Annotated in this window: 25 protein-coding genes; 9 read left to right on the top strand and 16 right to left on the bottom strand. The window is 67.9% G+C overall.

The window, feature by feature from the left end:
- Window positions 1–11: 11 nt before the first annotated feature.
- The 4 genes from ACGRVM_RS02230 to ACGRVM_RS02215 form a co-directional block, all read right to left on the bottom strand.
- The gene (locus tag ACGRVM_RS02230) at window positions 12–1,010 is read right to left on the bottom strand and encodes an SPOR domain-containing protein (protein WP_377169117.1); all 999 of its coding nucleotides are present in this window, start codon (window positions 1,008–1,010) and stop codon (window positions 12–14) included.
- 80 nt (window positions 1,011–1,090) lie between these two features.
- Window positions 1,091–2,836 carry an arginine--tRNA ligase gene (argS, locus tag ACGRVM_RS02225; RefSeq protein ID WP_377169119.1) on the bottom strand — a complete coding sequence of 582 codons (1,746 nt, stop codon included), beginning with the start codon at window positions 2,834–2,836 and terminating at the stop codon, window positions 1,091–1,093.
- A 49-nt stretch (window positions 2,837–2,885) separates the two neighbouring features.
- Window positions 2,886–4,796, bottom strand: a complete 1,911-nt coding sequence (locus ACGRVM_RS02220) for a cation:proton antiporter (RefSeq protein ID WP_377169121.1) — start codon at window positions 4,794–4,796, stop codon at window positions 2,886–2,888.
- Window positions 4,786–5,994 (bottom strand): deoxyguanosinetriphosphate triphosphohydrolase, encoded by a 1,209-nt coding sequence (locus ACGRVM_RS02215; protein WP_377169123.1) that lies wholly within the window; start codon window positions 5,992–5,994, stop codon window positions 4,786–4,788. Before ACGRVM_RS02215 ends, ACGRVM_RS02220 begins: the two co-directional genes overlap by 11 nt.
- A 106-nt stretch (window positions 5,995–6,100) precedes the next feature.
- Here ACGRVM_RS02215 and ACGRVM_RS02210 point away from each other — a divergent pair, with 106 nt between their 5' ends.
- On the top strand, window positions 6,101–6,424 hold the full coding sequence (locus ACGRVM_RS02210) for a HesB/IscA family protein (protein ID WP_377169125.1): 324 nt from the start codon (window positions 6,101–6,103) through the stop codon (window positions 6,422–6,424).
- A gap of 41 nt (window positions 6,425–6,465) precedes the next feature.
- Here ACGRVM_RS02210 and ACGRVM_RS02205 read toward each other — a convergent pair whose 3' ends face one another.
- The 3 genes from ACGRVM_RS02205 to ACGRVM_RS02195 are packed head-to-tail and all read right to left on the bottom strand — an operon-like array spanning window position 6,466 to window position 9,029.
- The gene (locus tag ACGRVM_RS02205; protein ID WP_377169128.1) at window positions 6,466–7,371 is read right to left on the bottom strand and encodes a DMT family transporter; all 906 of its coding nucleotides are present in this window, start codon (window positions 7,369–7,371) and stop codon (window positions 6,466–6,468) included.
- Complete coding sequence (locus ACGRVM_RS02200) at window positions 7,368–8,468, bottom strand: DUF6902 family protein (protein WP_394624015.1); 1,101 nt, start codon at window positions 8,466–8,468, stop codon at window positions 7,368–7,370. The genes ACGRVM_RS02205 and ACGRVM_RS02200 overlap by 4 nt, the downstream gene beginning before the upstream one ends.
- Window positions 8,469–8,510: 42 nt before the next feature.
- Window positions 8,511–9,029 carry a hypothetical protein gene (locus ACGRVM_RS02195; RefSeq protein ID WP_377169132.1) on the bottom strand — a complete coding sequence of 173 codons (519 nt, stop codon included), beginning with the start codon at window positions 9,027–9,029 and terminating at the stop codon, window positions 8,511–8,513.
- A gap of 381 nt (window positions 9,030–9,410) precedes the next feature.
- On the opposite strand from ACGRVM_RS02195, the gene xth reads away from it, so the two are divergent.
- The 3 genes from xth (at window position 9,411) to eno (ending at window position 12,540) form a co-directional block, all read left to right on the top strand.
- Window positions 9,411–10,190, top strand: coding sequence for an exodeoxyribonuclease III (gene xth, locus ACGRVM_RS02190; RefSeq protein WP_377169134.1), 780 nt, complete (start codon window positions 9,411–9,413; stop codon window positions 10,188–10,190).
- Between the two features lie 66 nt (window positions 10,191–10,256).
- Window positions 10,257–11,153 (top strand): DMT family transporter, encoded by an 897-nt coding sequence (locus ACGRVM_RS02185; protein ID WP_377169136.1) that lies wholly within the window; start codon window positions 10,257–10,259, stop codon window positions 11,151–11,153.
- Window positions 11,154–11,262: 109 nt separating this feature from the next.
- Window positions 11,263–12,540 carry a phosphopyruvate hydratase gene (eno, locus tag ACGRVM_RS02180; RefSeq protein ID WP_377169138.1) on the top strand — a complete coding sequence of 426 codons (1,278 nt, stop codon included), beginning with the start codon at window positions 11,263–11,265 and terminating at the stop codon, window positions 12,538–12,540.
- Window positions 12,541–12,604: 64 nt separating this feature from the next.
- On the opposite strand, the gene ACGRVM_RS02175 is transcribed toward eno, so the two are convergent.
- The 4 genes from ACGRVM_RS02175 to zwf form a co-directional block, all read right to left on the bottom strand.
- Window positions 12,605–12,880, bottom strand: coding sequence for a glycine zipper 2TM domain-containing protein (locus ACGRVM_RS02175; RefSeq protein ID WP_377169140.1), 276 nt, complete (start codon window positions 12,878–12,880; stop codon window positions 12,605–12,607).
- 332 nt (window positions 12,881–13,212) lie between these two features.
- Window positions 13,213–14,817: a glucose-6-phosphate isomerase gene (pgi, locus tag ACGRVM_RS02170; protein ID WP_377169142.1), complete on the bottom strand. Its 1,605-nt coding sequence runs from the start codon at window positions 14,815–14,817 to the stop codon at window positions 13,213–13,215.
- A 2-nt stretch (window positions 14,818–14,819) separates the two neighbouring features.
- Complete coding sequence (gene pgl / locus ACGRVM_RS02165) at window positions 14,820–15,491, bottom strand: 6-phosphogluconolactonase (RefSeq protein WP_377169144.1); 672 nt, start codon at window positions 15,489–15,491, stop codon at window positions 14,820–14,822.
- The gene (zwf, locus tag ACGRVM_RS02160) at window positions 15,488–16,945 is read right to left on the bottom strand and encodes a glucose-6-phosphate dehydrogenase (protein WP_377169146.1); all 1,458 of its coding nucleotides are present in this window, start codon (window positions 16,943–16,945) and stop codon (window positions 15,488–15,490) included. The genes pgl and zwf overlap by 4 nt, the downstream gene beginning before the upstream one ends.
- A gap of 141 nt (window positions 16,946–17,086) precedes the next feature.
- Between zwf and ACGRVM_RS02155 the strand changes: the two genes are divergently transcribed.
- Both ACGRVM_RS02155 and ACGRVM_RS02150 read left to right on the top strand, forming a co-directional pair.
- Window positions 17,087–18,049, top strand: coding sequence for a radical SAM protein (locus ACGRVM_RS02155; protein ID WP_377169149.1), 963 nt, complete (start codon window positions 17,087–17,089; stop codon window positions 18,047–18,049).
- A gap of 176 nt (window positions 18,050–18,225) precedes the next feature.
- Window positions 18,226–18,912, top strand: a complete 687-nt coding sequence (locus ACGRVM_RS02150; RefSeq protein WP_377169151.1) for a M48 family metallopeptidase — start codon at window positions 18,226–18,228, stop codon at window positions 18,910–18,912.
- A 9-nt stretch (window positions 18,913–18,921) separates the two neighbouring features.
- Here the strand turns inward: ACGRVM_RS02150 and ACGRVM_RS02145 are convergent, their stop codons facing one another.
- Genes ACGRVM_RS02145 through ACGRVM_RS02125 form a run of 5 tightly spaced genes read right to left on the bottom strand, consistent with a single transcriptional unit; the run spans window position 18,922 to window position 24,619 of the window.
- Window positions 18,922–19,467, bottom strand: a complete 546-nt coding sequence (locus ACGRVM_RS02145; protein WP_377169153.1) for an RSP_2648 family PIN domain-containing protein — start codon at window positions 19,465–19,467, stop codon at window positions 18,922–18,924.
- Complete coding sequence (locus ACGRVM_RS02140; RefSeq protein ID WP_377169155.1) at window positions 19,464–20,672, bottom strand: RSP_2647 family RNA methyltransferase; 1,209 nt, start codon at window positions 20,670–20,672, stop codon at window positions 19,464–19,466. Before ACGRVM_RS02140 ends, ACGRVM_RS02145 begins: the two co-directional genes overlap by 4 nt.
- A 37-nt stretch (window positions 20,673–20,709) precedes the next feature.
- Window positions 20,710–21,357 (bottom strand): DUF6778 family protein, encoded by a 648-nt coding sequence (locus ACGRVM_RS02135; protein ID WP_377169157.1) that lies wholly within the window; start codon window positions 21,355–21,357, stop codon window positions 20,710–20,712.
- Window positions 21,324–21,785, bottom strand: a complete 462-nt coding sequence (locus tag ACGRVM_RS02130; RefSeq protein WP_377169159.1) for a hypothetical protein — start codon at window positions 21,783–21,785, stop codon at window positions 21,324–21,326. The genes ACGRVM_RS02135 and ACGRVM_RS02130 overlap by 34 nt, the downstream gene beginning before the upstream one ends.
- On the bottom strand, window positions 21,782–24,619 hold the full coding sequence (locus ACGRVM_RS02125; protein WP_377170036.1) for a [protein-PII] uridylyltransferase family protein: 2,838 nt from the start codon (window positions 24,617–24,619) through the stop codon (window positions 21,782–21,784). Before ACGRVM_RS02125 ends, ACGRVM_RS02130 begins: the two co-directional genes overlap by 4 nt.
- A 165-nt stretch (window positions 24,620–24,784) precedes the next feature.
- Between ACGRVM_RS02125 and ACGRVM_RS02120 the strand changes: the two genes are divergently transcribed.
- The 3 genes from ACGRVM_RS02120 to ACGRVM_RS02110 all read left to right on the top strand — a co-directional run bounded on the left by ACGRVM_RS02120 (window position 24,785) and on the right by ACGRVM_RS02110 (window position 26,696).
- Entirely contained in the window at window positions 24,785–25,228 is a 444-nt protein-coding gene (locus tag ACGRVM_RS02120; RefSeq protein WP_377169161.1) for a DUF2852 domain-containing protein, read from the top strand.
- 111 nt (window positions 25,229–25,339) lie between these two features.
- Window positions 25,340–25,795 carry an RDD family protein gene (locus ACGRVM_RS02115; RefSeq protein WP_377169163.1) on the top strand — a complete coding sequence of 152 codons (456 nt, stop codon included), beginning with the start codon at window positions 25,340–25,342 and terminating at the stop codon, window positions 25,793–25,795.
- A gap of 79 nt (window positions 25,796–25,874) precedes the next feature.
- Window positions 25,875–26,696 carry an arginyltransferase gene (locus tag ACGRVM_RS02110; RefSeq protein ID WP_377169165.1) on the top strand — a complete coding sequence of 274 codons (822 nt, stop codon included), beginning with the start codon at window positions 25,875–25,877 and terminating at the stop codon, window positions 26,694–26,696.
- The last annotated feature ends 79 nt before the right edge of the window (window positions 26,697–26,775 follow it).

Below are 26,775 nucleotides of genomic sequence, written 5' to 3'. Positions count from 1 at the left end.
AAAGTTGAGGATCACCGCGTAACCACCGGGATACATTCGGCCTTTTCCGCCACCAGCGCCGAGCAGAAGCGGCGCGCATCGGCGAGGTCCTCGAAGCCCATGGCGCGCAGGCGATAGAAGGTGCGCCCGCCGCTCGTGGCCCGCTGGATCACGCGGCTCTTGCCGGCGAGATACTCCTCGAAGCGCGCGCCGAGCTTGTCCCATTCCTCGCGCGCGATCTCCTCGCTCGAGAAGGCGCCGAGCTGCGCGAGGCGCGTGCCGACCGCGATGCTGTCCGCGTCGATCTCGCGCGCGGTCGTTTCGGGCTGGGTGGCCGCGACCTGGCGAATATTGCTCAGACCTGCGGGCCGCGCCTTAGGCCGCAGGGACGCGCCGACGGCACCATCGGGCGCGCTCGTCTCCTCGGCCATCTGCGGCGTGGATTCCGTGACCTCGCTCAGCGGCTCCATCGGCGTGATGCCCTCGCTGATCGCCTCGGCGAGGGCCAGCATCGCGTCCGTGCCGCTTTCGGGCGCGTCCTCGATCTCGTCGGCCTCGACCTCGACCACCTCGGGTTGCGGCGCAGCCTCCTCGGGTGCGGCGGCGGTTTCGGCCTGCATCTCGGGGCGCGCCGCGGGCGCGTCGTCCTCGCTCAGATCGAGCGGCGCGGGCGCGAGGATCAGCTGATCGGGTGCGGGCGTTGCGGTGCCGATGGCGGCGATCTCGTTGACCGAAAGGCCCTGGTTCATCGCCTGCCGTCCGCCCGGATCCTCGGGCTGGATGCGCAGCGGCCCTTCGGCGGCGCGGATCACCGGCACGCCGCTCACATCGCGCACCAGAAGCTTGTAGCCCCAGACCCCGAGGCCGATCACCAGCCCGACCGACACGAGCGAGCCGAGCGCGTAGGTGGCCCGGCCCAGCGTGCTGACCTGCGGCGCGTCTTCCCAGCGCGGCGCGCTTTGTGCGTCGTGATAGGCGCCCACCGGCTCATGCTGGCCGCGTGCGGCGTGGTTCTGGTGATACTCTGCCATGTTCCGCCTCTCGTCCTCCGGCGGGATGGCCAGCCGGGGGTATGATGTCTGCCTCACGGACCCCGGCCGGTGCGCGATTTCTATCGCATCTCTTCCGCCGGAGTGACGCCCAAGATACCCAACCCTGCGGAAATGACAACGCTTGCGGCCTTGGCCAGCACGATTTTCGCCTGCGACGTTGCAGGATCGCCCTCCTGCACGAAGCGCAGCTCGGGCAACTCGTGGCCGAGATTGTAAAGACCGTGCAGATCCGAGGCGAGTTCGTAGAGGTAGAAGGCCACGCGGTGCGGCTCGCCGGTGCGGCCCGCGATCTCTACGAGGCGGGGCCATTCAGCGATCTTGCGCGCGAGATTCAGCTCGGCCTCATGCGCGATCAGATCCAGATCGGCGGCCTCCAGCGCAGCGTCCGACACGTCGATCCCGGCCCCTTCGGCCTTGCGCAGCGCCGAGCGGACGCGGGCATGGGCGTATTGCACGTAAAAGACAGGGTTTTCCTTGGCTTGCGCCTGGACCTTGTCGAAGTCGAAATCGAGCGGCGCATCGTTCTTGCGCGTCAGCATGACAAAGCGGGTGACGTCCGCGCCGACCATGTCGACCACGTCGCGCAGGGTGACAAAGGTCCCTGCCCGCTTGGACATCTTGAAGGGCTCGCCGTTCTTGTAGAGCTTGACGAGCTGCGTCAGCTTGATGTCGAGCGGCACCTTGCCGTCGCTGAGGGCCGAGACGGCGGCCTTCATGCGCTTGACGTAGCCGCCGTGATCCGCACCGAAGACGTCTATCAGCATATGATAGCCGCGCGTGACCTTGTCGTAGTGATAGGCGATGTCGGGCGCGAAATAGGTCCAGGCACCGTCCGATTTCTTGACGGGCCGGTCCACGTCATCGCCATGCGCGGTGGAGCGGAAGAGCGTCTGCTCGCGCGGCTCCCAATCCTCGGGCATCTTGCCCTTGGGCGGCTCGAGCACGCCCTCGTAGATCAGGCCCTTCTCCTCGAGCGAGGCGATCGCCTTTTCGATGAGGCCCGTGCCGTAGAAGGATTTCTCGGAGCTGAACTTGTCCATCTCGACGCCGAGCGATTTCAGATCGGCGCGGATGAGGTCCATCATCGCGTCCGTCGCGAATTCACGCGCCTCGGCCAGCCAGACCTCCTCGGGCTGATCGACCCAGGCGTCGCCGACCTTTTCCTTCAGCGCCTCGCCCGTCGCGATGAGATAGTCGCCCGGATAGGTCCCATCGGGGAAATCGACCGCGCGGCCATGCGCCTCGAGATAGCGCAGGTAGACGGAGCGCGCGAGCGTGTCGACCTGCCCGCCGCCGTCGTTGATGTAGTACTCGCGCGTGACGTCATAGCCGCAGAAATCCAGCAGGCTCGCCAGCGCGTCGCCGAAGACCGCGCCGCGCGTGTGGCCCACGTGGAGCGGGCCGGTGGGATTGGCGCTCACGTATTCGACGTTGACGCGCTGGCCCTGCCCCATCGTGGAGCGGCCGAAATCGTCGCCCTCGCGCAGCACCGCGCGCAGGATGTCACGCCAACTGCCCGGCGCGAGGCGCAGGTTGAGAAATCCGGGGCCGGCCACCTCGGCGCTGTCGATCCGCGCATCTTTCGCAAGCTCGGCAACCAGCGCATCGGCGATGTCGCGCGGCTTGAGGCTCGCGGGCTTGGCCAGCACCATCGCGGCGTTGGTGGCCATGTCGCCATGCAGCGGATCGCGCGGCGGCTCGACCGTGACGTTGGATTTGTCGAGCCCTGCGGGCAGCGTTCCGGCGCTTTCGAGCGCGCCGAGCGCGTCCAGGACGGCGGCGCGAATATCGGTAAAGAGGTTCATCGCATCATTCCTTGAATTCCGCCCCGGTTTAGCACCGATGCGGCCCGCGTCAATCGCTGCGCTGATCCTCCACCTTCTCGCTTCCGGCCTCCACCGCCGCGTCCTTGGCCGCTTCCTTGGCATCGTCCTCGCCGTTGCGCTCGGCGGCCTCGACGGCGCGGTCGCGCCCGGGCGAGAGCGCCAGAAGGCGCATGCCCGCCTGCGGCTTCATCTCGGCATCGGCGGCGAGGATGCGCAGCGCGCGGCCCGGCAGGATCTCGGCGAGCGGGATCGAGTCGGGATTGTCCTCGCGCCAGGCCTCGAGCCCGTATTCTTCGGTCAGGTTCGTGGCGCGCACCTCCCAGCCAGACTGCATGTGCTGTGCCAGTTCGAGATAGCGCAGCTCGCCCGCGATGCTGCGCCCGCCCAGCGTCGCGGGCAGAGCGTGACGCGTCTGCTCCTGCTTGGCGCGCTTGAGCTGATAGACATGCTCGCGCCCGAATTCGGGGGCGAGGTCGGTGGCGACGAGCGTGTTGTAGGCGTCATTGTCCGAGGTCGCGATGACGCGCCCGAAGCTGATGAATTCGACCCCGTGCTCGGCCCCGTCCGACAGGATATCCCCCACATAGATCGGCAAGCCCTGCTCGCGGGCCGAGCGCAGGCGCGCGCGGTTGGCATCGGCGATGAGGACCGGGATCTCCTCGGCCTGAAGCGCCTTGGCGAAGGCCGCCGAGAAACGCGAGCCGCCGACGAAGATGACGCCCGGCACCTGCGCGCCCGCGAGTCCCAGCGCCCGCGCCATCGGGCTGAGCGTGAAGCCGTGCAGGACCACCGTCGCCGCGACCAGCGCGAAAGCGAGCGGCGTCAGGATATCGGCATCCTCGATGCCGGCGCTCACCAGCCGCTCGGAGAACAGCCCCGCGACCGCAACGAGCACGACACCGCGCGGGCCGGTGAAGGCCACGAGAAGCCGCTCGCGCATGGGCACGTTGCTGAAGGCGAGCGAGAGCATGACGGTGACGGGCCGCACGATCAGAATGACCGCGACGATGAAGATCGCCGCCGACCAGTCCAGAAGGCTCAGCCGCTCGATATTCATGGAGGCCGCTAGCAGGATGAAGACGCCCGAGACGAGCAGCACCGTCGCGTGCTCCTTGAAGCGGCGCAGCTCGGTATAGCTCGGCAGGCCCGCATTGGCGAGGTAGAAGCCCATGATCGTCACGGCCAGAAGCCCGCTCTCGTGCAGAAGGCTGTCCGAGAGCGCGAAGACCAGAAGGAGCGAGGCGAAGACCACGGGCACCTTCATGAATTCCGGCACGCGCCCGCGGCGGAAGCCTTCGGCCAGAACCCAGCCCGCGGCGATGCCCATCGCCGTCGCGACGACGATGCCGACGCCCATGTCGAAGACGGCGGCGCCGAAGGTCTCGCTGGCATAGACCACCAGCACCACCTCGAAGGCCAGCACGGCGGCGAGCGCGCCGATGGGATCGTTGACGATCGCCTCCCATTGCAGAAGCTGCGCGGGCCGCTTGGCCAGCCGCGCGGTGCGCAGAAGCGGCGCGATCACCGTGGGGCCGGTGACGATCATGATGCCCCCGAAGACCGCCGCGCTCGGCCAGCTCAGCCCCGCGATGTAATGAAGCGCCGCCGCCGATCCGGCCCAGCCCACGGGCGCGCCGATCACAACAAGGCGTTTCACGCCCACGGCGGCCTCGCGCAGCCCGTGCAGGTTGAGCGTCATGCCGCCCTCGAAGAGGATGATGGCGACCGCGATCGAAATCATCGGCCCCATGAGCCGCCCGATATCGCGTTCCGGATCGAAGATGCCGAGACCCGGCCCGATGGCCAGACCCGCCAGCAGCATGAGAACGATTGCCGGCAGGCGCAGCTTCCACGCCAGCCATTGCGAGCCGACGCCGATCGCGCCGACGAGGGCGAAGGCCATGACCGGGCTCATCGCCCCCGCACTTTCAACTGCCATGCATCGTCTCTCCTGCCTTGGGGCCCGGCGCCGCGTTCGGCCAGGATCCCGCGCCGCCCGGCCCGCCCAGATGCGCGGCATGCTGCGCCAGCGCGAAACGGTCGGTCATCCCGGCGATGTAGTCGCTGACCAGCCGGGCCAGCGCGGTCTTGTCCGTCGCCGCCTCCACGTCGCCTTGCCAGCGGCGCGGCAGATGCTCGGGGTGCGACATGTAGAACGGAAACAACCCATCGACCACATTGGTTGCCTGCGCGCGCTGCACCATCACCATCGGCGCGCGGTACATGCGCGTGAAGAGAAACTTGCGCACCCCTTGAAGATCGCGCCAGAGCGAATCGGAAAAGCGGATGACGGGCCAGCCCAGATGGCGCACCGCGTCGATGCTCTCGATCTCCGCCTCGGCGATCACGGCGCGCGATGTATCGATGACGTCCCCCACCATCACGCCGAAGACGCGGCGGAGCGCCTCGTGACGGCGCCGATAGCTGTCGAGCCCGGGATAGAGCCGGTCGACCTCGCCATAGCAGGCATCGAGAATGGGCAGCGCCGCCACCTCCTCCTCGGTAAAAAGGCCGGCGCGCAGACCGTCATGCAGATCGTGGTTGTTATAGGCGATGTCATCGGCCAGGGCGGCCACCTGCGCCTCGGCGCTCGCATGGGTGTGAAGCTCGAGATCATGACGCGCGTCGTATTCGGCCAGCGCATGCGGCAGATCGCCCGTCACCGGCCCGTTATGCTTGGCCAGCCCCTCGAGCGTCTCCCAAGTCAGGTTCAGCCCGTCGAATTCGGCATAGTGACGCTCGAGCGAAGTGACGATGCGGATCGCCTGCGCGTTGTGATCGAAGCCGCCATAGGGCGCCATCAGCGCATGGAGCGCATCCTCGCCCGTATGACCGAAGGGCGTGTGCCCCAGATCATGCGCCAGCGCGACCGCCTCGGTCAGCTCGGCATTGAGGCCGAGCGCGCCCGCGATGGTGCGCGCCACCTGCGCGACCTCGATCGAATGCGACAGCCGCGTGCGGAAATAGTCGCCCTCATGCGCCACGAAGACCTGCGTCTTGTGCTTGAGCCGGCGAAAGGCGCTCGAATGGATGATGCGGTCCCGGTCGCGCTGGAAGCAGGAGCGGTGCGCGCTTTCCTCCTCGGGCGTGAGGCGGCCACGGGATTGGCCGGGATCGGCGGCGATGCGCGCGTTCATGAAAGCGGCCTCCTTGCCGGGTGACGTTGCGGCTCATATATTGCAATCAGCCGGGCGTTGAAACTGCCCATGACGCGACACCACCTGCACCGAGCCGGAGACCCCAATGAACCTGCCGCCCAAAGTCACCCCCCGCGCCTTCGAACGCCTGAGCGAGATCGGTGCCGGCGATCAGGGGCAGGCGCTGCGCATCGCCGTCGAAGGCGGCGGATGCTCGGGATTTCAATACGACATCAAGCTCGACACGCCCGCCGAGGACGATCTGGTGCTCGAAGGTCAGGGCCAGAAGGTTGTCGTCGATTCCGTCTCGCTGCCGTTCCTTGCGGGCGCCGTGATCGACTTCAGCGAGGAATTGATCGGCGCGCGCTTCGTGATCGACAATCCGAACGCCAGCAGCAGCTGCGGATGCGGAACATCTTTCTCGATGTAATTCAGGTTCTTGCGATGCGAAATTCGCGCACCGCATGAAGCCTATTCAGCCGGAACCACCTTGCGCCAGACACCCGGCTGCGCCTGATCCCAGATAAGCCACGCACCCGCCGCGATCACGAGCGCTGCGCCGATGTAGAGCGCGGTGCCCGGAACCTCGCCGAAAACAGCGGCGCCGATGCCGACCATCCACAGGAATTGCAGGTTCATGAGCGGTGTGATCACATAGGCGGGCAAAGCGCGGAATGCGCCAACGAGCACCCAGCGCGCGCCGAAGAGAAGCCCTGCATAGGCGACGGCCAGCCCCAGATCCGCAGCGCCCATCGGCGCCCAGACGAAGGGCAGAGCCAGCGCGCTCGCGGCGGCGAGCGCGAGATTGGGCCAGAAGACCTGCGCAAGAAGATTGCCGTCCCGCAGCCCGATATAGCGCGAGGCCATCATCGAGACCGTGCCGAGAAGCACCGCCGCCAGCGCCACGGCATGCCCGAGGCCGAAACTGCCGAAGCCGCCCGGCGCGAGGAACAAAAGCCCGATCATCCCGAGCGTCACAGCCCCCCAGGCCTGCGGGCGGACCGCCTCGCCCAGAACCGGACCGGACAGGAGCGCGGTGAAAAGCGGGATCATCGCGATGAAGAGGAAGACCTCGGCGAAGGGCAGCAGGCGGAACGCATAGAAGAAGGCACCCGCGCCAAGGACCGTCGCGATGCTGCGCACCGCCATCGCGCCCGGGCAGCGCGTGCCGATGCCGCGCGGCGCGGGCGCCGCACGATCCACCGTGACCGCAAGGAGCGCGACGATGCCGCCCGACAGCGCGAAAAGCTGGGGGGCCGCATAGCTCGCCGCGAAGAGCTTGGTGATCGCGTCCGCCCCCGAGATGAGCGCGGTGTAGAGCACGGTCAGCCCGACGCCGAGCGCGATCCCCGCGCGTGCACTGCCGAGCGCGATCACGACGCGCCTCCCGCCGCGATCCGGCCCCTGAGCCCGGTGCGGGCGAAGCCCTCGAAGAAGGCGCCGAATTCGGCGGTCGAAGCCTCGGCGGCGATCAGTGCCGCCTGCGCCTCGTCCGAGACCTGCGCCGCGACCTCGTCGCGCATGATCTCCCAATCGGGCGAGCGCGCCCGGCCCATCGCATAGATGCATTGCGACAGCTCGCGCAGCGGCGCCGATGCAGGACGCGAGCGCACAAAGGTCACGCGGCCCTCGGGCACGTGATCGCCGAAACCGCCCTGCCCGGCCTTGGTCATGAACCAGTTCAGCATGAGATATTCATGGTAGTCGTCCGCCATCGCGTCCCCCGCCTCCAGGCTGAAGGAGCGAATCTGCTGCATGAGCCATATCTCCCAGACATCGGGGGCGTCCATACCTGCGAACCGCATGGCAAGGCAGATCTCGGCCAAAAGATCGGCGTTGAAGTCGAGAAAGGCGAGCGTTCCGGCGAACATCAGGCTGCGCCGCGCATCGCTGTCGAGCTGCGGATCCTTGCGCCCGTATTCGGACAGGTAGAAGACGATATGCGTCAGCTCGTAGGCCGCTTTCTTGTTCGGCATCGCGAAGGTGCGCGAGCGGGCGGCGAAGGCGCGCAGCCGTGCGTCCAGTCCGCGATCCTCGGGCAGCGCCTCGATCCCGCGCCGCGCGCAGAGGCGCCGCGCTTCGGCGCGTTGCAGATCCGACAGCTCGGCATCGGCCAGCCCTTCGGCGGCGACCCATTCGGTCAGCGCCGCGCCCTTCGCGCCCGCCATGCCCAGATCTTCGAGATCGAGGCAGAGCGACAGAAGGAAGCGGTAATATTGCGGAAAGAATTCCATCCGCGCCTCGATGTCGTCGTAGAACCCCCGGAACGGCGCCAAAGCGGCCGGCGCCACATCCGCGCCCGTGCATTCGAGGATGTTCAGCATCTCGGCGTTCTCCTTCAGCCAGAACACATCCTCTTGCGTGCGGCGCGTCTGGGCGAAGGTCTTGAGCAGGGCCGCCTGGCGGGCGGCCTTGCTGTGCTGCCGGAACGGGACGTCGAGTTGGACGATGGTCGTCATTTGGGTGATCTCCATTTTTTCAAAGGTCCGTCCCGAACGTCCCGTTCGGGTGCTGGCTTACATGCTCGAGGTGAACATCTCGACCGCATCGCCTTCGCGGGCCACGCGTGCCGGGGCCATCGACGAGGTGAAGGCACCCGTCGCCTCGCCTGCGGCGACCATGGACGAGGTGAACATCTGGACGTTGTCGCCTGCGGCGGCGTCGGCGGTCACGCTCGGAGCCATCGAGGACGTGAACATCTCGACATTGTCGCCCTGGCGCAGATCGGCGCGGGCCGAGGGGCTCATCGACGAGGTAAACATTTCCACATTGTCACCGGCGATCGCGTCGCGGCGGGCCGAGGGCGCCATCGAGGAGGTGAACATCTGGACGGCGTCGCCGGCGGAGACATCGGCAGTGGCGGTCGGAGCCATGGACGAGGTGAACATCTCGAGCCCTTCGCCAAGGCCCGCATCGGCGGTCATGACGGGTGCCATCGAGGAGGTGAACATCTCGGCGCCGGCGCCATCGAGCATGCTGAGCGTGGTGGTGCGAGTTGCGGCGAAGGTGGCTTCAACTTTGCGTTGTGCTGTCATTTTCATAATCCCCAGATTGAAGTTGCAGACACCTAAAGGCTTGCAGCTTGAACCCATCGTGCCAACAAAAATTTCAACCGGAAGTTGAGTTGCGCCCCAGCAGGAATTTCAAGAATCTCCGCTAAGATGCGCCGTGGATTGCGAGAATCCGGACCCCGAAAAAACTTATCCACAGGGGAATTTTCAGCGGATTCACGTGGCGGAATCGACGTGGTTCGGGAATGTCAAGATACAACCTGAACGTGCGGACGCGAGAATCGGATGCCTGGCGGATACGGGTCGATTCGTCTCCGCGCCGGGGCTCGACCGCCACCTCCCTTGCCCCCGGCGCGCCGCTGGGCGATAGGTGGGCGAGGATTTCCGCACCGCGAGGACCGGCCCATGAAGATCGCGACCTTCAACATCAACGGCATCAAGGCCCGCATCGACGCGCTGCCCGAATGGCTGGACGAAGCCGGGTGCGATGTCGTGCTCCTTCAGGAGATCAAATCGGTCGACGAGGCCTTCCCGCGCGAGATCTTCGAGGATCGCGGCTACACGGTCGAAACGCATGGTCAGAAGGGCTTCAACGGGGTCGCAATCCTGTCGAAACTGCCGCTCGAGGACGTCACGCGCGGCCTGCCGGGCGACGAGAGCGACGAGCAGGCGCGTTGGATCGAGGCGACGGTGATGGGCGAGACGGCCATCCGCGTCTGCGGGCTCTACCTGCCCAACGGCAACCCGGCGCCCGGCCCGAAATACGACTACAAGCTGGCGTGGATGGAGCGGATGCAGGCCCGTGCAACCGAGCTTCTGGCCCTGGAGGAGCCGTTCCTGATGGCGGGCGACTACAACGTGATCCCGCAGGACGAAGACGCCAAGCGCCCCGACGCATGGCAGAAGGATGCGCTGGCCCTGCCCGAGACGCGCGCCGCCTTCCGCCGCCTTCTGAACCTCGGTTTCACCGAGGCGTTCCGCGCCCGCACGCAGGGGCCGGGGCATTACAGCTTCTGGGACTATCAGGCCGGGGCGTGGAACCGCGACGACGGTATCCGCATCGACCATTTCCTTCTCAGCCCCGCCTGCGCGGACCTGCTCGAGGATTGCGCGATCGACCGCGAGGTCCGCGCGCGCGAGAAGCCCTCGGACCACGTGCCCGTCTGGGTGCGCCTGAGCGCCTGAGCGCCCTCGCCGCCCGGCGCCTTTGTTTTCCGCGCATCGCTCGCGCGCCTGCGAAAGGATACGAGAATGGACAACCTGCGCGGAAGTCTCCTGATGGTGGTGGCGATGGCGGGCTTCGCCGCCGAGGATCTTTTCGTCAAGCTCCTTTCCGAAGACCTGCCGGTGGGCCAGATCCTCATGATGCTGGGCGCGGCGGGCTGCGCGGTCTTCGCCGTGGCCGCAAAGGCGCAGGGAACGCGGCTGATAGGTCCGGTCCTGCTGACGCGCGCGGTGATGCTGCGCAATCTGGGCGAGATCATCGCGGCGGTCAGCTACGTCACCGCGCTGGCGATGGCGGATCTGTCGACCGTCTCGGCGATCCTGCAGGCGACGCCTCTGGCGGTGACGTTGGGCGCCGCGCTCTTCATGGGCGCGCAGGTGGGCTGGCGGCGCTGGTCGGCCATTCTCGTGGGCATGATGGGCGTTCTGATGATCGTGCGGCCGGGGCTCGATGCCTTCGACATCTCCTCGGTCTTCGCGGTGATCGCGGTCGCGGGCCTTGCCGTGCGCGATCTAGCGACGCGTGTGATCCCGCCGAACGTCTCGTCGATGCAGCTTTCGTGCTATGCCTTCGGCACGATGGTGCCCACGGGCGGCGTCCTTCTGCTCTTCTCGGGTGGCGGAACCATGCCCGAGCCGCTCGCCTGGGCGTATCTTTTCGGCGCGATGGTCTTCGGCGTTCTGGGCTATTACTTCATCGTCGGCGCGATGCGCATCGGGGAGATCGCCGCCGTGACGCCCTTCCGTTACGCGCGCCTTGTCTTCGCGCTGATCCTCGGGATGTTCCTACTGGGCGAGCGGCCCGATCTCTGGACGCTGCTCGGCGCGGCGATCATCATCGCGACGGGCCTCTACACGCTCATCCGCGAGCAGCGCGTCGCGCGCCGCGCCTTCCGCGAGGCCAAGCCCAAGGGACCGCTCTGAGCCATCGCAGCGGGCCGAAACAGGCGCTAGCGCTACCAGCCATTCCCCTGCGGTTGTGGCTTTGCTATGGGCTGGACCAACGCATTTTCACGAGATCAGGACAGACGCCATGAGCAGCATCATCGACATCCACGCCCGCGAGATTCTCGACAGCCGCGGCAATCCCACCATCGAGGTCGACGTGACGCTCGAGGATGGCACGATGGGCCGCGCCGCCGTGCCCTCGGGCGCCTCCACCGGCGCGCATGAGGCGGTCGAGCGGCGCGACGGCGATAAGGCCCGCTACATGGGCAAGGGCGTTCTCGACGCGGTCGAGGCGGTCAATGGCGAGATCGCGGACGCGCTCGAAGGGTTCGACGCGACCGAGCAGGTCGCCATCGACATGGCCATGATCGAGATGGACGGCACCGACAACAAGTCGCGCCTCGGCGCCAACGGCATCCTCGGCGTGTCGCTCGCGGTCGCGAAGGCGGCGGCGGATTACACCGGCCAGCCGCTCTTTCGCTATGTCGGCGGCACGTCCGCGCGCGTGCTTCCGGTGCCGATGATGAACATCATCAATGGCGGCGAGCATGCCGACAACCCGATCGACATTCAGGAATTCATGATCATGCCGGTCGCGGCCGAGAATATCCGCGAGGCCGTGCGCATGGGCGCCGAGGTGTTCCACACGCTCAAGAAAGAGCTGATCGCGGCGGGCCTCTCGACAGGCATCGGCGACGAGGGCGGCTTCGCCCCCGATATCGCCAGCGCGCGCCAGGCGCTCGATTTCATCCTGAAAAGCATCGAGAAGGCCGGCTACAAGCCGGGCGAGGATATCTTCCTCGCGCTCGATTGCGCCGCGACCGAATATTACAAGAACGGCAAGTACGAGATGACCGGCGAGGGCAAGTCGCTCGGCAGTCAGGAAAACGCCGACTACCTCGCCGCGCTCGTCGCGGATTACCCGATCATCTCGATCGAGGACGGAATGGCCGAGGACGACTGGGAGGGCTGGAAGGCCCTTACCGAGACGCTGGGCGGCAAGGTGCAGCTTGTGGGCGACGATCTCTTCGTGACCAATCCCGCGCGGCTGGCCGACGGCATCGCGCGCGGCTGCGCCAATTCGATGCTGGTCAAGGTGAACCAGATCGGCACGCTCACCGAAACGCTGCGCGCGGTCGATATGGCCCATCGCGCCGGCTATACTAACGTCATGTCGCACCGCTCGGGCGAGACGGAGGACGCGACCATCGCCGATCTGGCCGTCGCCACGAATTGCGGGCAGATCAAGACGGGAAGCCTCGCGCGCTCGGACCGGCTGGCGAAATACAACCAGCTCATCCGTATCGAAGAACTGCTGGGCGAGACCGCCGAATACGCGGGCCGCGGCATCCTGCGTGGCTGAGGCGCGCGCATGAAAAAAGGCGCGGCAGTAATGCCGCGCCTTTCCGTTAAGCTATCCTGAAATATCAGGGGCAAGGCGCCTCGTAATAGGTGCCGTCGCCGCGCGAATAGGCACAGACGCGCTGGTTCTGGTTCTGCGCCACGACCGTACCCGCCGCCGCGCCGCCGAGCGCCGAGATCAGGCGCCATTCATCATCGGCGCCGAGCGCTTCGGCGGTCAGAAGACCCGCGGCCGCGCCGCCCGCGACGCCCGCCACGGTGCGCTGGTTCTCGGTCAGGTTTTCGCAGGCGCCAAGGCCGAGCATCGCGGTGCCGGCAAGTGCGTAGATCCAGGTTTTCATGGAAAACTCCTTTAAGTCATTGGGCCGCCGCCCTCGCGGCTCGTTTGTCCCTCAGAGGACGGGCGTTGCTGTCACAACAGCGGCAGAGTGGCGCAGGTTCCAAGCCTCCGCGCGAAAAATCGGCGTGATGAGATTTTTTCGGCAAAAAATCGCTATCGGCTGAAACTCGTCGGCGGCGGGCCGCGTGTCTGCGGGTGTTCGGGCGCTTGGTGCAGGTCTCCCCAAGGACTGCCGCTGATGAAAATCGCTCGAACGGCATCGCATCCTGTCGCGGTGCCCCGGGGACGCCCCGCCCGCCTCAACCCCCGGGGTGCGGCGGGGCGCAGGACGGATCACTCGTGTTGAGTGTGAACGTATCGTATGAGTTGCCGGGTCGATCCGTCCTTTCCCCCTTCCGGCGCGCTCCCGGGCTCGAGCGCCGCCGAAAGCTCGCGCGCCAGCTCCTTGCCGAGCTCGACCCCCCATTGATCGAAGGAATTGAGGCCGAGGATCACCCCCTCGACGAAGACGCGGTGCTCGTAGAGCGCGATGATCTGGCCCAGCCGGCGCGGCGTCAGAAGATCGTAGATGAGCGTGGTCGAGGGGCGCGCGCCCGAGAAGACCCGGTGCCGCGCCTGGCGTTCCAGTTCGGCCCCGGTGAAGCCTTGCGCCTTCATCCGCGCGCGCGCCGTCTCGAGGTCGCGGCCCAGCATGAGCGCCTCGGACTGCGCGAGGCAATTGGCCACCAGAAGCCGGTGCTGATGGGCAAGCTCCGGCTCGTGCCCGCGCGCGGCGAGCAGGAATTCGCACGGCACGGTCTGCGTGCCCTGATGGATGAGCTGGTAGAAGGCGTGCTGCCCGTTCGTGCCCGGCTCGCCCCAGACCACCGGCCCGCCCCCATGTCCGAGCGCGCGCCCGTCCATATCGACGCCCTTGCCGTTCGATTCCATCTCGAGCTGTTGCAGATAGGCCGGAAGGCGCGCGAGCCGCTGGTCGTAGGGCAGCACCGCGCGCGTGGGATAGCCGCAGGCCTGATGATGCCAAAGGCCGGTCAGCGCCAGCATCATCGGCATGTTGTCCTCGGGCGGCGCATCGCGGAAATGGCGGTCCATCGCCTCTCCGCCGCGCAGGAAATCGGTGAAATCCTCGCCCCCGATCGCGATCATCAGCGACAGGCCGATCGGCCCCCAGATCGAATAGCGCCCGCCGACCCAATCCTCGAAGCCGAAGACGCGCTCGGCCGGGATGCCCCAGTCTGCCGCCTCCCCCATCGCCGAGGAGAGCGCGGCGAACTGCGCACCGGGGTCTGCGACCTTTTCGGCCATCCAGGCGCGCGCCGCCGCGGCGTTGGTCATCGTCTCGGTCGTGGTGAAGGTCTTGGACGCCACGAGGATCAGCGTGCGCGCGGGGTCGAGCCCCGCCAGCGCGCCCGTGATGTCGGCGCCGTCCACGTTCGAGACGAAATGGCAGCGCGGCCCGTCGTGGTAGGGCGCGAGCGCCCGCACGGCCATTTCGGGGCCGAGATGCGAGCCGCCGATGCCGATATTGACCACATCCGTGATCGCGCCGCCCACCCCCTTGAAGGCACCGCTGCGCACCGCGCCCGCAAAGGCGCGCATCCGCGCGAGCGTGTCGCGCACGCCCGGCATCACGTCCTGCCCGTCCACCGTGACCGCGCCGCCCGAGAGATTGCGCAGCGCGGTATGCAGGACCGCGCGCCCCTCCGTCTCGTTGATCGGTGTGCCCGAGAACATCGCCTCGCGCCGCGCGGGGACGCCCCGCGCCTCGGCCAAGGCGATCAGGGCGGCGCGCGCCTCGGCGTCCATGCTCGTCTTGGAATAGTCGAAGAGCATCCCGTCGAAACGGGCCGAGAACGCCGCCGCGCGCCCGCCGCCGAACAGCGGCGCGATCCCGCGCCTGCGGGCCTTGTCTGCCATCGCCTTCAGATCGCGCCACATGCTCAGGGCGCCCAGTGCACGGTGGCATCGTCGAGCAGCGCCGCGATGGGCGCCTCGGCAGCGTCGAGCCCGCGCGCCCGCTCGAGCGCGGCGCGCTTGTCGTCGCCGGTGATGACCACGTGCAGATGCATCGCGCTGCGCAGCACATGCGCGGCCAGCGTGATGCGCGGCTCCGGCTCGCCCTCGATCCGCACCGGCAAAAGCGTCGGCGCATCATGCGCGAGCGCGGCCTCGATCCCCGGCATACGCGGAAAGATGGACGCGGTATGCATGTCGCCGCCCATCCCCACCAGCGCCACGTCGATCGGCAAATGCGGCGCGACGCTCTCGGCAAGGCGCGGCGCGGCCTCTTCGGGCGATGCCTCTTCGAGATAAAGCGGGATGAGCCGCGCCTCCGCCGCGCGTTCGCACAGAAGGCGCTGCGCGATCAGGCCCGCATTAGAGCGGATATGCGCCTGCGGGCGCCAGCGCTCGTCCGAGGGCAGCACATCGACGCGCCCCCAGTCGAGCCGCGCGCCGCAGAGCGTGTCGAAGACCGGCCCCGGCGTCGAGCCGCCAGGCACCACGAGAAGCGCGCGCTCGGCCAGCCGCAGGACCGCGCTCAGCTGGGCCGCGATCACGTCGGCAAGGCCCATCGCCATGAATTCGGCATCGGGATATTCGACGATGTTCATATGCGTATCTCCCGCCAGCGGCGCCCGTCCCGGTGCATCAGCGCCAGCGCATCGTCCGGCCCCGAGCTGCCGGTGGCATAGGGGCATGGCTCGGCGCCCGGCGCGTCCCAGGCCTCGATGATGGGATCGGTCCACTCCCACGCCGCCTCCACCTCGTCGCCGCGCATGAACAGCGTCTGGTCGCCGCGGATCACGTCCATGATGAGCCGCTCGTAGGCGTCGGGAATATCGCCCGCCTCCGGCCCCAGCGCCTCGGAGAAGGTCATGTCGAGCGGCACATCGACGAGGCGCATGCCCCCCGGCCCCGGCTCCTTGATGGTCACGCCCATCTCGATCCCCTCGTTGGGCTGAAGGCGGATCGTCAGGATGTTGCGGTGCCGCCCCGCATCGGCGCCGAAGATCGAATGGGGCGCGTCCTTGAAGACGACCGCGATCTCGCTCGCACGCGCGCGCAACCGCTTGCCGGTGCGCAGATAGAAAGGCGTGCCCGCCCATCGCCAATTGCCGATGCGCGCCTTGAGCGCCACGAAACTCTCGGTGCGGCTGCTGTCGTCGCCGACCTCCTCGAGATAGCCGGGCAAGCTGTCGGTGCCCTCGTATTGGCCGCGCACCACATCGCCCGGCTCCACCGGCCCGAGCGCGCGGATCACCTTCAGCTTCTCGTCGCGCACGGCGTGCGGGTCGTACTTCGCTGGCGGCTCCATCGCGGTCAGGCACAAAAGCTGCATGATGTGGTTCTGCATCATGTCCCGCATCGCGCCGGCCTTGTCGTAATAGTCGCCCCGGCTGCCGACGCCGCCCGACTCGGCCACGGTGATCTGGATGTGATCGACATACTGGCTGTTCCACAACGGCTCGAACAGCATGTTGCCGAAGCGGATGGCCATGAGGTTCTGAACCGTCTCCTTGCCGAGATAATGATCGATCCGGTAGATCTGCGTCTCGTCGAAATGCTTCGCCAGATCAGCGTTGAGGCTGCGCGCCGAGGCGAGGTCGCGCCCGAAGGGCTTTTCGACCACGACGCGCGTGTCCGGGCCGGCCAGCCCGTGCGTCTCGATCCGCGCGGCGAGATCGGCGAAAAGACCGGGCCCGACAGAGAAATAGAAGGCGCGGATACGGTCCGCATCGCCCAGCCGCGCCTTGAGCGCGTCCCAGCCCTGCGCGCCCTGCGCGTCAAGCGTGACATAGCCGATCTGGCCCAGAAACGCCTCGAGCTGATCCGGCGCGCAAGCCGTGTCGGCCCCGAATTCGGTGATCGCGCCGCGCACGAAATCGCGGTAGGCGGTGTCGTCCATCTCGGCGCGCGCCGCGCCGATGACGCGGGCCGCGTCGCCCATCTGCCCCGCGCAATAGCGCCGGAACAGCGCCGGCAGGATCTTGCGCCGGGCCAGATCGCCGGTGCCGCCGAAGACCACCAGATCGAAGGGCTGGACGGGAATGACGCGCGATACCATGGACAAATCTCCTGCTTGGGGCGCACCTTAGCACCTTGCGCCACGTTCACAACTGCGTCAGAGGCCCGATGCACGGCTTTCACCGCCGGAGCCGCCGCGCTAGGCAGATGGAAAGAAATACGGGGGCGTGGAAGGAACGACATGAAAGATCTGGACGAAACCGGTGCGGCCAGCGCCAATGCCGGCAAATTCCGCGACCCCGAGCGGACCGCCAAAGGCGAGGCCCGCGCGCATGTCGCCCTGACGCGTCCCGACACGCTCTGGTTCAACACCGGAACGCTCTGCAATATCGAATGCGAGAATTGCTACATCCTCAGCTCGCCCACCAACGACGCACTGGTCTATATCACCGAAGCCGAGGTGGCCGAATATCTCGACCAGATTGAGGCGCGCGGCTGGCCGGTGCGCGAGATCGCCTTCACTGGCGGCGAGCCCTTCATGAACCCCGAGATGATAGGCATGGCGCGCGCGGCGCTGTCGCGCGGCTACGAGGTCTTGATCCTCACCAACGCCATGCGCCCCATGATGCGCAAATCCATGCGCGCGGGCATCGAAGAGCTGAACGCGGCCTATCCCGGCAAGATGACATTCCGCATCTCCGTCGATCACTGGTCCGAAGAGCTGCACGATAAGGAGCGCGGCAAGGGCGCCTTCGCGCGCACGCTCGAGGGCATGGACTGGCTGCGCGATGCGGGCGTGCCGATGGCCGTCGCGGGCCGCACCGTCTGGGGCGAGAGCGACGCCGAGGGCCGCGCAGGCTATGCGCGCCTCTATGCCGCGCGCGGCTATGCGATCGACGCGGGCGATCCCGGCGCGACCGTTCTCTTCCCCGAGATGGACGAGCGCGCCGAGGTGCCCGAAATCACGACCGCCTGCTGGGACATTCTCGGCAAGTCGCCGAATGACGTGATGTGCGCCTCCTCGCGGATGGTGGTCAAGCGCAAGGGCGCCGCGCGCCCCGCCGTTCTGGCCTGCACCCTCCTGCCCTACGCGCCCGAATTCGAGCTGGGCGAGACGCTGGCCGAGGCCGAGCGCGACGTCGCGCTCAACCATCCCCATTGCGCAAAATTCTGCGTGCTGGGCGGCGCGAGCTGCTCGGCCTGAGCGCGCTGACCGACGCGGATCGCCCCGGCGGGGCGCTGCCCCGCACCCCGGAGTATTTCGGCCAAGATGAAGATGCGGCATAGGAGCGGCGTCGGAGCTGCCATGGTGCTGCCGCAAGCCCATATGCCGCGCGCGCGCCGCTTGCCGGGATGGCGCGCGCGGCCCATATATGACCCATGTTGAAATTCACCCCGATCCTTCTGGCGCTCATCTACGCCTTCGTCATGTTCCGCTTCTCGGTCTGGCGCACGTCGCGCGATCTGAGCGCGCGCTCGAGCGAGCTTGCGGATCCCAAGCTGAAGGGGCTGACCGACCGCCTTGCTCGCGCGCTCGATATCGAGCGGGTGCGCGTGCATATCTACGAGATCGACCCGGTGAACGGGCTGGCCGCGCCGGACGGGCGCATCTTCATCACCCGCGGATTCTACAGGAAATTCCAGTCGGGCGAGGTTTCGGGCGAGGAGATGACGTCGGTCATCGCGCATGAGCTGGGCCATGTCGCTCTCGGCCATTCGCGGCGGCGCATGATCGACTTTTCGGGCCAGAACGCGCTGCGCACGGCGCTGGCGATGGTGCTCTCGCGCTTCCTGCCGGGGGTCGGCGTCATGATCGCGGGCGCGCTGACCTCGCTTCTGGCGGCGCGGCTGTCGCGGCGGGACGAATACGAGGCGGACGAATACGCCGCCGCGCTTCTGGTCAAGGCCGGGATCGGGACGGAGCCGCAGAAATCGCTCTTTCGCAAACTCGAGGCGCTGACGCAGTCGAATTCCGGCGCCGCGCCGGCCTGGTTGATGAGCCATCCCAAGACCGATGACCGCATCGCGGCGATCGAGAAGCTCGAGGGGCGCTGGGGTCAAAGCTGACGCGCCGCGTCAGGATCGCGTGAGCGCCTTGGCGAGGCGCGGCAGGCGCGCCTTCTTCATCAGCGCGCGCATGCTCCAGTCCTCGCCGCCGAGGCGCCGCGCCTCGTCCAGAACGGATTGCGCGACGGCGCCGATCCTCTCGGGGTCGGCCTGCCAGAAACCCTGAAGCAGCGTATCGGGATCGCTGCGCGCGAGGCCCTCCTCGGCGAGGATCTGGCGCGGGAAATCCTTGGAATTGAGCGTCACGATCATGTCGGCCGAGCCCGCGATGGCGGCGGCGAGCACATGCGTGTCCGCCGGATCGGGCAGCCAGAGCCGCGCCTCGAGCGAAGGCGGCCAGCCCACCTGGGCTTCGGGCCAATCGCGTGCCAGAAGCGCCGCCTCGCCCGCCGCTTGCGCCGCGCCATCCGCACCGAGCTTGAGCGCCGCGCGCTGCCATTCCTCGACGATGCGCGCCGACCAGAGCGGGGTGAAGGCGCCCGCGGCGGCGGCGCCCAGAAGCATCTGGCGCATCACCGTGGGATAGATCACGCAGGTGTCGAGAAGCGCCTTCACAGCCGGAAAAAGAGCGCCTTGAGATAGCCGCTCTCGGCCAGTTGCGGGTGCATCGGATGATCCGGCCCCGCGCCGCCCGTATGGATGAGCTGCGCCGCGCGGCCCGTATCATAAAGGCCCCGTCCGATGCCCCTCAGGCTCGCGCGGCGGAAGGCGTCGAGATCGGCGGCATGGCTGCACGAGCAGAGGCCGAGATAGCCGCCGGGCCGCACCAGCGGCGCCGCGAGGCGCGCGGTGCGCTCATAGGCGCGCAGCCCCGCCTCGAGCGCCTTCTTGTTCGGCGCGAAGGCCGGGGGATCGCAGATCACCACGTCGAAACTCTCGCCCTCCTCGGCGAGCGCGGTCAGCACGTCGAACGCATCCCCGCGCCGGGTCTGGAACGCCGCGTCCAGCCCCATCGCGCCGGCGCCCTGCCGCGCCAGATCGAGCGCCGGCTCCGAGCCGTCCACCGCCAGCGCCGAGGCCGCGCCCGCCGCCATCGCCGCGAGGGAAAAGCCGCCCACATGGCTGAAGACATCGAGCACCTTCGCGCCGCCCGCGAGCCGCGCGGCGAAGGCGTGGTTCGGGCGCTGATCGTAGAAAAGCCCGGTTTTCTGCCCGCCTGTCAGATCGGCCATGTAGATCGCGCCGTTCATGGGCACCGGCACGGGCGCCGAAGGCGCCGCGCCCATCAGGACCGAGGAGACGTCATCGAGCCCCTCGAGCCCGCGCGCGCGGCCGCTCGCGTTCTTGAGAATGGTGCGCGCGCCCGTCACCTCGGCGAGGGCGGCGGCCAGATCGCCGAGCATCGCATCGGCCCAGGCCGCGTTCGGCTGAATGACGCAGGTCTCGCCGAAGCGGTCGATCACGACGCCCGGCAGGCCGTCGGCCTCGGCATGCACGAGACGGTAGAACGGCGCATCGAACAGCCGCTCGCGGAGCGCGAGCGCGCGGCGCAGGCGCGCGGCGAGCCAATCGCGGTCGATGCTCGCCCTGGTGTCGAGATCAAGCACGCGCGCCATGATGCGAGAGGCAGGGTTGACGGCGACGAGCGCGAGCGGCGCGCGCTCGGCATCCTCGAGCAGGGCGATCGTGCCGGGCGCGAGGGCGCGGGTGCGCCGGTCGGTCACGAGCTCGTTGTCGAAGACCCAGGGCGCGCCGAAGCGCACGGGCTTGGGCGAGGTCTTGGGTTTCAGGCGGATCACGGGAAAAGGGGACGGTGTCATACCGTCCCCTTAGCCTGTCTCACGTCCTGCGGGAAGATCAATTGGAGCTGAACATCGCCATCAGGCCGAGGTTCTCGGGCTTGTAGCTTCCCGGCGCGATCAGCTCTTGCTGGATGACCGAGGCGAGATGCTCGGTGATGCGCACCTTCTGCGTCTCGCCGCGCTGCTCGGCGGCGATCGCCTCGCTGCCGCCATAGCCCTTGAGCGCGGCCTTGATGCGGCGCGGCTGGCTGAGCGCGGCGCCCGAAGCCGGATCGCGCAGCGTCACGAGGAAGGCCATGTCATGCACGCCGCCCACCGAATAGCGCGCCTTCTCGGTCTGCGCATGGAAGCGCTGGACCTGCACGTCGAGGATGGCCGGAACGCCCGATTTCATGGATTGCGTGCCGCGCGTCATCGCCTCCTGGAAGATCGCGGCGACCTGCGCGTGGCGGTCGCCGGCGGGATCGCCGCGCCAGACGATGTCGCCCGCCGGATAATAGCTGTTGGCCTCGGAGACGGCCAGCATCTCGGGCACGCTCACGCGGACCGACTTGATGTTGACCGCCATGCTGGCGGGCGCCTGCGGCGCGTCCATCGTGGCGGCGCGCGTCACGGCGTTCTCGGGCGTGGCGGCGCAGGCCGAAACGCCGAGGGCGAGAGCGAGCGCTGTCAGGGTGCGGATCGTGGTGCGATAAGCTTGCATGTCTGGTCTCCTGCGGCCTTCGGCCTTTGCACGAGGGGTCTGGTCCTCGCTTTGAGACGACATTGCTGGTCAATTAGGGCCAATTCGCGACGAACTGCGCGCAATTGCATGATGATTGCCGGGCCACTCTGCGGCGGCGGGAGGCGGCCTAGCCCTCGCCGCGCGGCCGCGATTTCCAGCCCCCCCCGGCGGCGGGGGCGCGCGGCGGCGGCCTGTCCCTGAAGCAGGACCTCGGTCATCGGATGATCGGGATTGTCCGCACGGTAGCGGTCCAGGAAATGCGCGATGGCCTCCTGCGTGTCCTGCCCCTCGGGCAGCGACAGGGCCCAGTCGAGAAAGATCGAGCGGCATTCCTCGGGGGCGATGCCGTCGATGCGGTAGGCCTCGAAGATGAGGCCCTTCTTGTCCAGAGGATCGCTCGATTTCATGGCATTGTTCCCTGAGCCGACGCGGCGCGCGCGATGGCCGACTCGATGACTTCGGCGGCGGCGTCCGCCCGCGCCTCCAACTCGGCGACCAGTCCGGAAATATCCTCCGCGCCCGTCTCGCGCAAGACGAAGCTGCGCGCGCCCGCCCCCAGCGCATCGGGATCGAGCGGGCCTTCTCCCAGAAGGCGCGCGGTCATCTGCACGTCGCGGCACAGACTGCCCGCACGCGCGAGCGCCCTGCCCCCCTCGGCGTCCCACCAGCCGAGCCGCTCGCCCGCGCGCACGCCCGCGGCGAGCCCCGCACGGCCCGGTCGCGGCGCCTCGCCCGAGGCGAGGATGGCGGCCTGCGCGATGAGTTGAACGTCCTGAAGGCGCCCCGGCCCGATCTTGGGATCGAGCGGGCCATCGGGCGCCTTGGCCGCGCGGATGCGCGCGCGCATCTCGTCCACCTCGCGCGCAAGGCGCGGGCCCGTGCCGGGCCGCGCGGCCACCTCGGCGATGAGTTCGGCGCGGAACGCCTCGATCTCGGCGCCGAGATCCTCCGGACCGGCGATGGCGCGCGCGCGGGTCAGGGCCAGATGCTCCCAGCCCCAGGCATGGGTCGTCTGGTAGTCGCGGAACGCGGCAAGCGACGTGGCGACCGGGCCCTGATTGCCCGAGGGCCGCAAGCGCATGTCCACCTCGTAGAGCCGCCCGCCCGTCATCTGCGCGGTCAGCCCCGAAATCATCGCCTGCGTGAGCCGCGCGTAATAGGGCTGCACGGCGAGCGGGCGGCGCCCGTCCGACCCCTCGGCGCCGCCTGCATCGTAGATCACGATCAGATCGAGGTCCGATGCCGCCGTTAGCGCCCGCGCGCCGAGCGAGCCCATCCCCATCACGACCGCACCGCGCCCCGGAGGCGCGCCGTGCTTGGCCGAGAATTCGCGCACCACCTCGTCCCAGAGCGCCGAGAGCACCGCCTCGGCGAGGTCGGCATAGTGGCGGGCCGAGGTTGCCGCATCGACAAGGCCGCGCAGGTGATGCACGCCGATCCGGAAATGCCATTCGCGCCGCCAGCCGCGCAGCGCGATCAGCCGCGCCTCGTAATCGCCCTCCCGCGCGAGCCGCGCCGCGAGATCGGCGCGCAGCGCGCCAAGGCCCGGCCAGGGCGCGAAGAAATCGCCGGCGATCACCGCATCGAAAACGGCGGCGTTTCGAGAAAGATACGAGGCCAGCGCGGGCGCCGTGCCGACGATATCGACCAGAAGCTCGACGAGTTGCGGATTGCTCTCGAAAAGCGAGAAAAGCTGGACGCCGGCGGGAAGCCCTGCGAGGAAGCCGTCGAAGGCCAGCAGCGCCTCCTCGGGATGCGAGGTGCGCGACAGCCGCGCGAGGATGTCGGGCCGCAGGCGGCGAAAGATCTGCACCGCGCGGTCCGAACGCAGCGCCGGATAGCTGGGCCAACGCGCGATCACCTTGGCATCGAGCCATGCGCCCTGCGGCGTCTCCTCGGCGCTCTGCTCGCCCTCGGGTTTGAAGAAACGCTCGATCACCGCATCGACGGCGCCGAGCCGGCTCAGAAGTTCGTCCTTCAGATCGCCCGTGTCTCGGTCCATGAAGGCCGCAAGGCGCGCGAATTCCTCTTCGGTGGTCGGCAGATCATGCGTCTGCTGGTCGCGCAGCATCTGTAGGCGGTGCTCAACCTCGCGGTGAAAGCGGTAGTGATCGCTCAGATCCGCCGCCACCTCGTCCGGAATCCAGTTCTTTTCCGCGAGGCCCTTCAGCCCCGCCAGCGTGCCGCGCATCCTCAGGCCTGGATCGCGCCCCCCGGCGATCAATTGGCGGGTCTGGGTGAAGAACTCGATCTCGCGGATGCCGCCGCGCCCGAGCTTCATGTTGTGACCCATGAGATCGAGCGGCCCGCCGAGATCGGCGCCGAGGCCCTTATGCGCGCGGATGCGCAGTCGCATGTTATGAGCGTCCTCGATCGCCGCGAAGTCGAGATGCCGTCGCCAGACGAAGGGCGTCAGCGTCTCGAGAAAGCGCGCGCCCGCCTCGAGATCGCCCGCACAGGCCCGCGCCTTGATATAGGCCGCACGCTCCCAGGTGCGCCCGAGGCTTTCGTAATAGGCCTCGGCGGCTGCCATCGACATGCAGACGGGCGTGACGCCGGGATCGGGGCGCAGACGCAGATCGGTGCGGAAGACATAGCCCTCGGCCGTGTTCTCGCTGAGGATCTGCGTCATGCGGCGCGTGGCGCGCACGAACCCGGCGCGCGCCTCGTGCTGGGCATCGGCATCGAAGCGGGTGTCGTCATAGAGGCAGATGAGGTCGATGTCCGAGCTGTAGTTGAGCTCGCCCGCGCCCATCTTGCCCATGGCGAGCACGGTCATGCCGGCGCAGGTCTCGAGATCGGCCTCGCGCATTCCCGGAAGCTTGCCGCGCTTAATCTCATGCGCGATGGCATGGCCGAGCGCCACCTCGCAGGCGAGATCGGCAAGATCGGTGAGGCTCTGCGTCACCTTCTCGAGCGGCCAGACCCCCGCGAGATCCGCAAGCCCGATCAAAAGCGCCGCGCGCCGCTTGGCCTGCCGCAAAGGCCCCGAGGGATCGCCCTCGAGCGCGCGCAGGCCCGTCTCGATATCCGCCAGCCCCTCCTCGGGCGCCTCGAGCGCATGCCGCAGCCACCCCGCCTCCTTGTGCACGAGCTGGCGCAGATAGGGGCTCGACCCGGCGGCGCCCGAGATCACATCGGCCATGTCGCCGTCCATGCCGGGAAAGAGCGCGCGCGCCTCCTCGGCCGGCTCGGGCTGAAAGGCGCGGGGGATACGGGTGATGCGATGCGCGAAATCCATCGGGCCAGTGATACCCATGCCGGCCATACGGTCAATGCCGCCCAGACCGGGCGGGTGCATGGCGCAATGTAAAAATTATTTACATTGCCTCTTGCGGATGCGACGGACCATCCCGATCTAGGGGATGTGAAACAGATTCACATAGCACCCGAAAGGACGCATTTCATGAGCACTCACGCCTATTCCCAGCCGGCGGCCTCGGGCCTTCTCGGCTGGTTCGAGACCGTCACCGCATGGCTCGACCGGCGCGGCAAGCTGGCCTGGATCGCGATGATCGTGGTCGGCTTCGCGATGTTCCCGCCGCTCGGCCTCGCCCTTCTCGCCTATATGATATGGAGCAAACGCATGTTCGGATCCTGCACCTCGCGCTGCGGCTTCGGCCCGTCGATGGGCCTTCATCGCAGCAGCGGCAACACCGCGTTCGACAATTACCGCGACGAGACGCTGCGCCGCCTGCAAGAAGAGCAGGCCAGCTTCGACGCCTTCATGGAGCGTCTGCGCGCAGCCAAGGACAAGGCCGAATTCGACCAGTTCCTCGACGAGCGCGCCCGCGCCGCGACATCCCGGAGCGACACTGCGGATGACGAGACCGCCTCTTCCAAGGACTGAACCGAATGCCTCATGCGGGCGGCGCCGCGCCGCCCGCGTCTTGATCCCGGCGCCGACAATGCCTTGATACCTCTCAGCGCCCTACGATCCAACTCCAGCGAGACCGCTCCGATGCAGACCCATGCCACCGCCGCCGCCCTGCCCGACCCGATCGCGCAGCCCGAATTCTACGAGGGCGTCCCGACCAAGCGCTTTCTTGCGTGGGTCATCGACGCGCTTCTCATCTGTGCGTTCTGCGTCGTCGCGCTGATCCTGACGCTCGGCATCGGGTTCTTCTTCCTGCCGGCGCTGGTGCTGGTCGTCGGCCTTGCCTACCGCATCGCGACGCTGGCGCGCGGCTCGGCCACCTGGGGCATGGCGCTCATGGCGATCGAGCTGCGGCGCCATGACGGATCGCGCCTCGATCCGATGACGGCGGCGCTCCATTCGCTCGGCTACGCGGCCTCCATGACCTTCGTGCTGCCGCAGATCGCCTCGGTCGTGCTGATGCTGATCACCGAGCGCCGCCAGGGCCTGAGCGATATCGTGCTGGGCACCGCGATGGTCAATCGCGCCGCCGGTGCCTGAGACGCGCGCGGGATTCCCGGCTTGGCCTTCGGCGCCTTCGTTGCTAGGCTCCGCGAAACGCTGACGAAACCGGGTCTTGATGCGACATACCAACACGATAGCGCCGCAATTCTACGTGACCGCCCCCCAGCCCTGCCCCTACCTCGAGGGCCGGATGGAGCGGAAGCTTTTTACTGCGCTGCAAGGCGACGGGGCGCAGAGGCTCAACGACAGCCTGAGCAAGCAGGGCTTTCGCCGCTCGCAGAACGTGCTCTATCGCCCCTCCTGCGCCGATTGCGCCGCCTGCATGTCGGCCCGCATCAACGTCGCCGAGCATACGCCGTCGAAAAGCCAGAAGCGCACGCTGCGCCGTAATGCACGGCTCGAGCGGCGCGCGACCTCGCCCTGGGCGACCGAGGATCAATACGCCCTCTTCCGGCGCTATCTCGAATCGCGACACGCGGCGGGCGGCATGGCCGATATGGACGCGTTCGAATTCGCCTCGATGGTCGAGGAGACGCCGATTCGCACCCGCGTCGTCGAATATGTCGACCGCGAGACCGGCGCGCTCGTCGCCGTGTGCCTGACCGACGTTCTCGAGGACGGGGTCAGCATGGTCTATTCCTTCTTCGATCCCGACTGGCAGCGCAATTCGCTGGGCACCTACATCATCCTCGATCACGTGGAGATCGCCCGCGAGGCGGAATTGCCGCATGTCTATCTCGGCTACTGGGTGCCCGGCAGCCCCAAGATGGGCTACAAGGCCGGCTTTTCGGGGCTCGAGCTGCATGTCGGCGGGCGCTGGGAGGCGATGCGCGATCCCTCGGACTATTCGGCCAAGGCGCAGCCCTTCCACAACGATCCGATTTCCGAGCAGGTGGCGAGCATCACCCTGCCGGACGGCGAGCCGCTGCGCCGCTAGGGTCTGGCCCTGCGCCACAGGGCCGCAGCCCGCATTCCTGCCGCGCGCGGGCCGGATTGCGCCGCAACCGGGCTTTCCT

The sequence above is a fragment of the Roseovarius aquimarinus genome, assembly GCF_043661195.1.
Lineage (GTDB): Bacteria > Pseudomonadota > Alphaproteobacteria > Rhodobacterales > Rhodobacteraceae > Roseovarius > Roseovarius aquimarinus.
The sequence above is the reverse complement of the archived record's forward strand: the minus strand, read 5'-3'. Positions and strand labels throughout refer to the sequence as shown.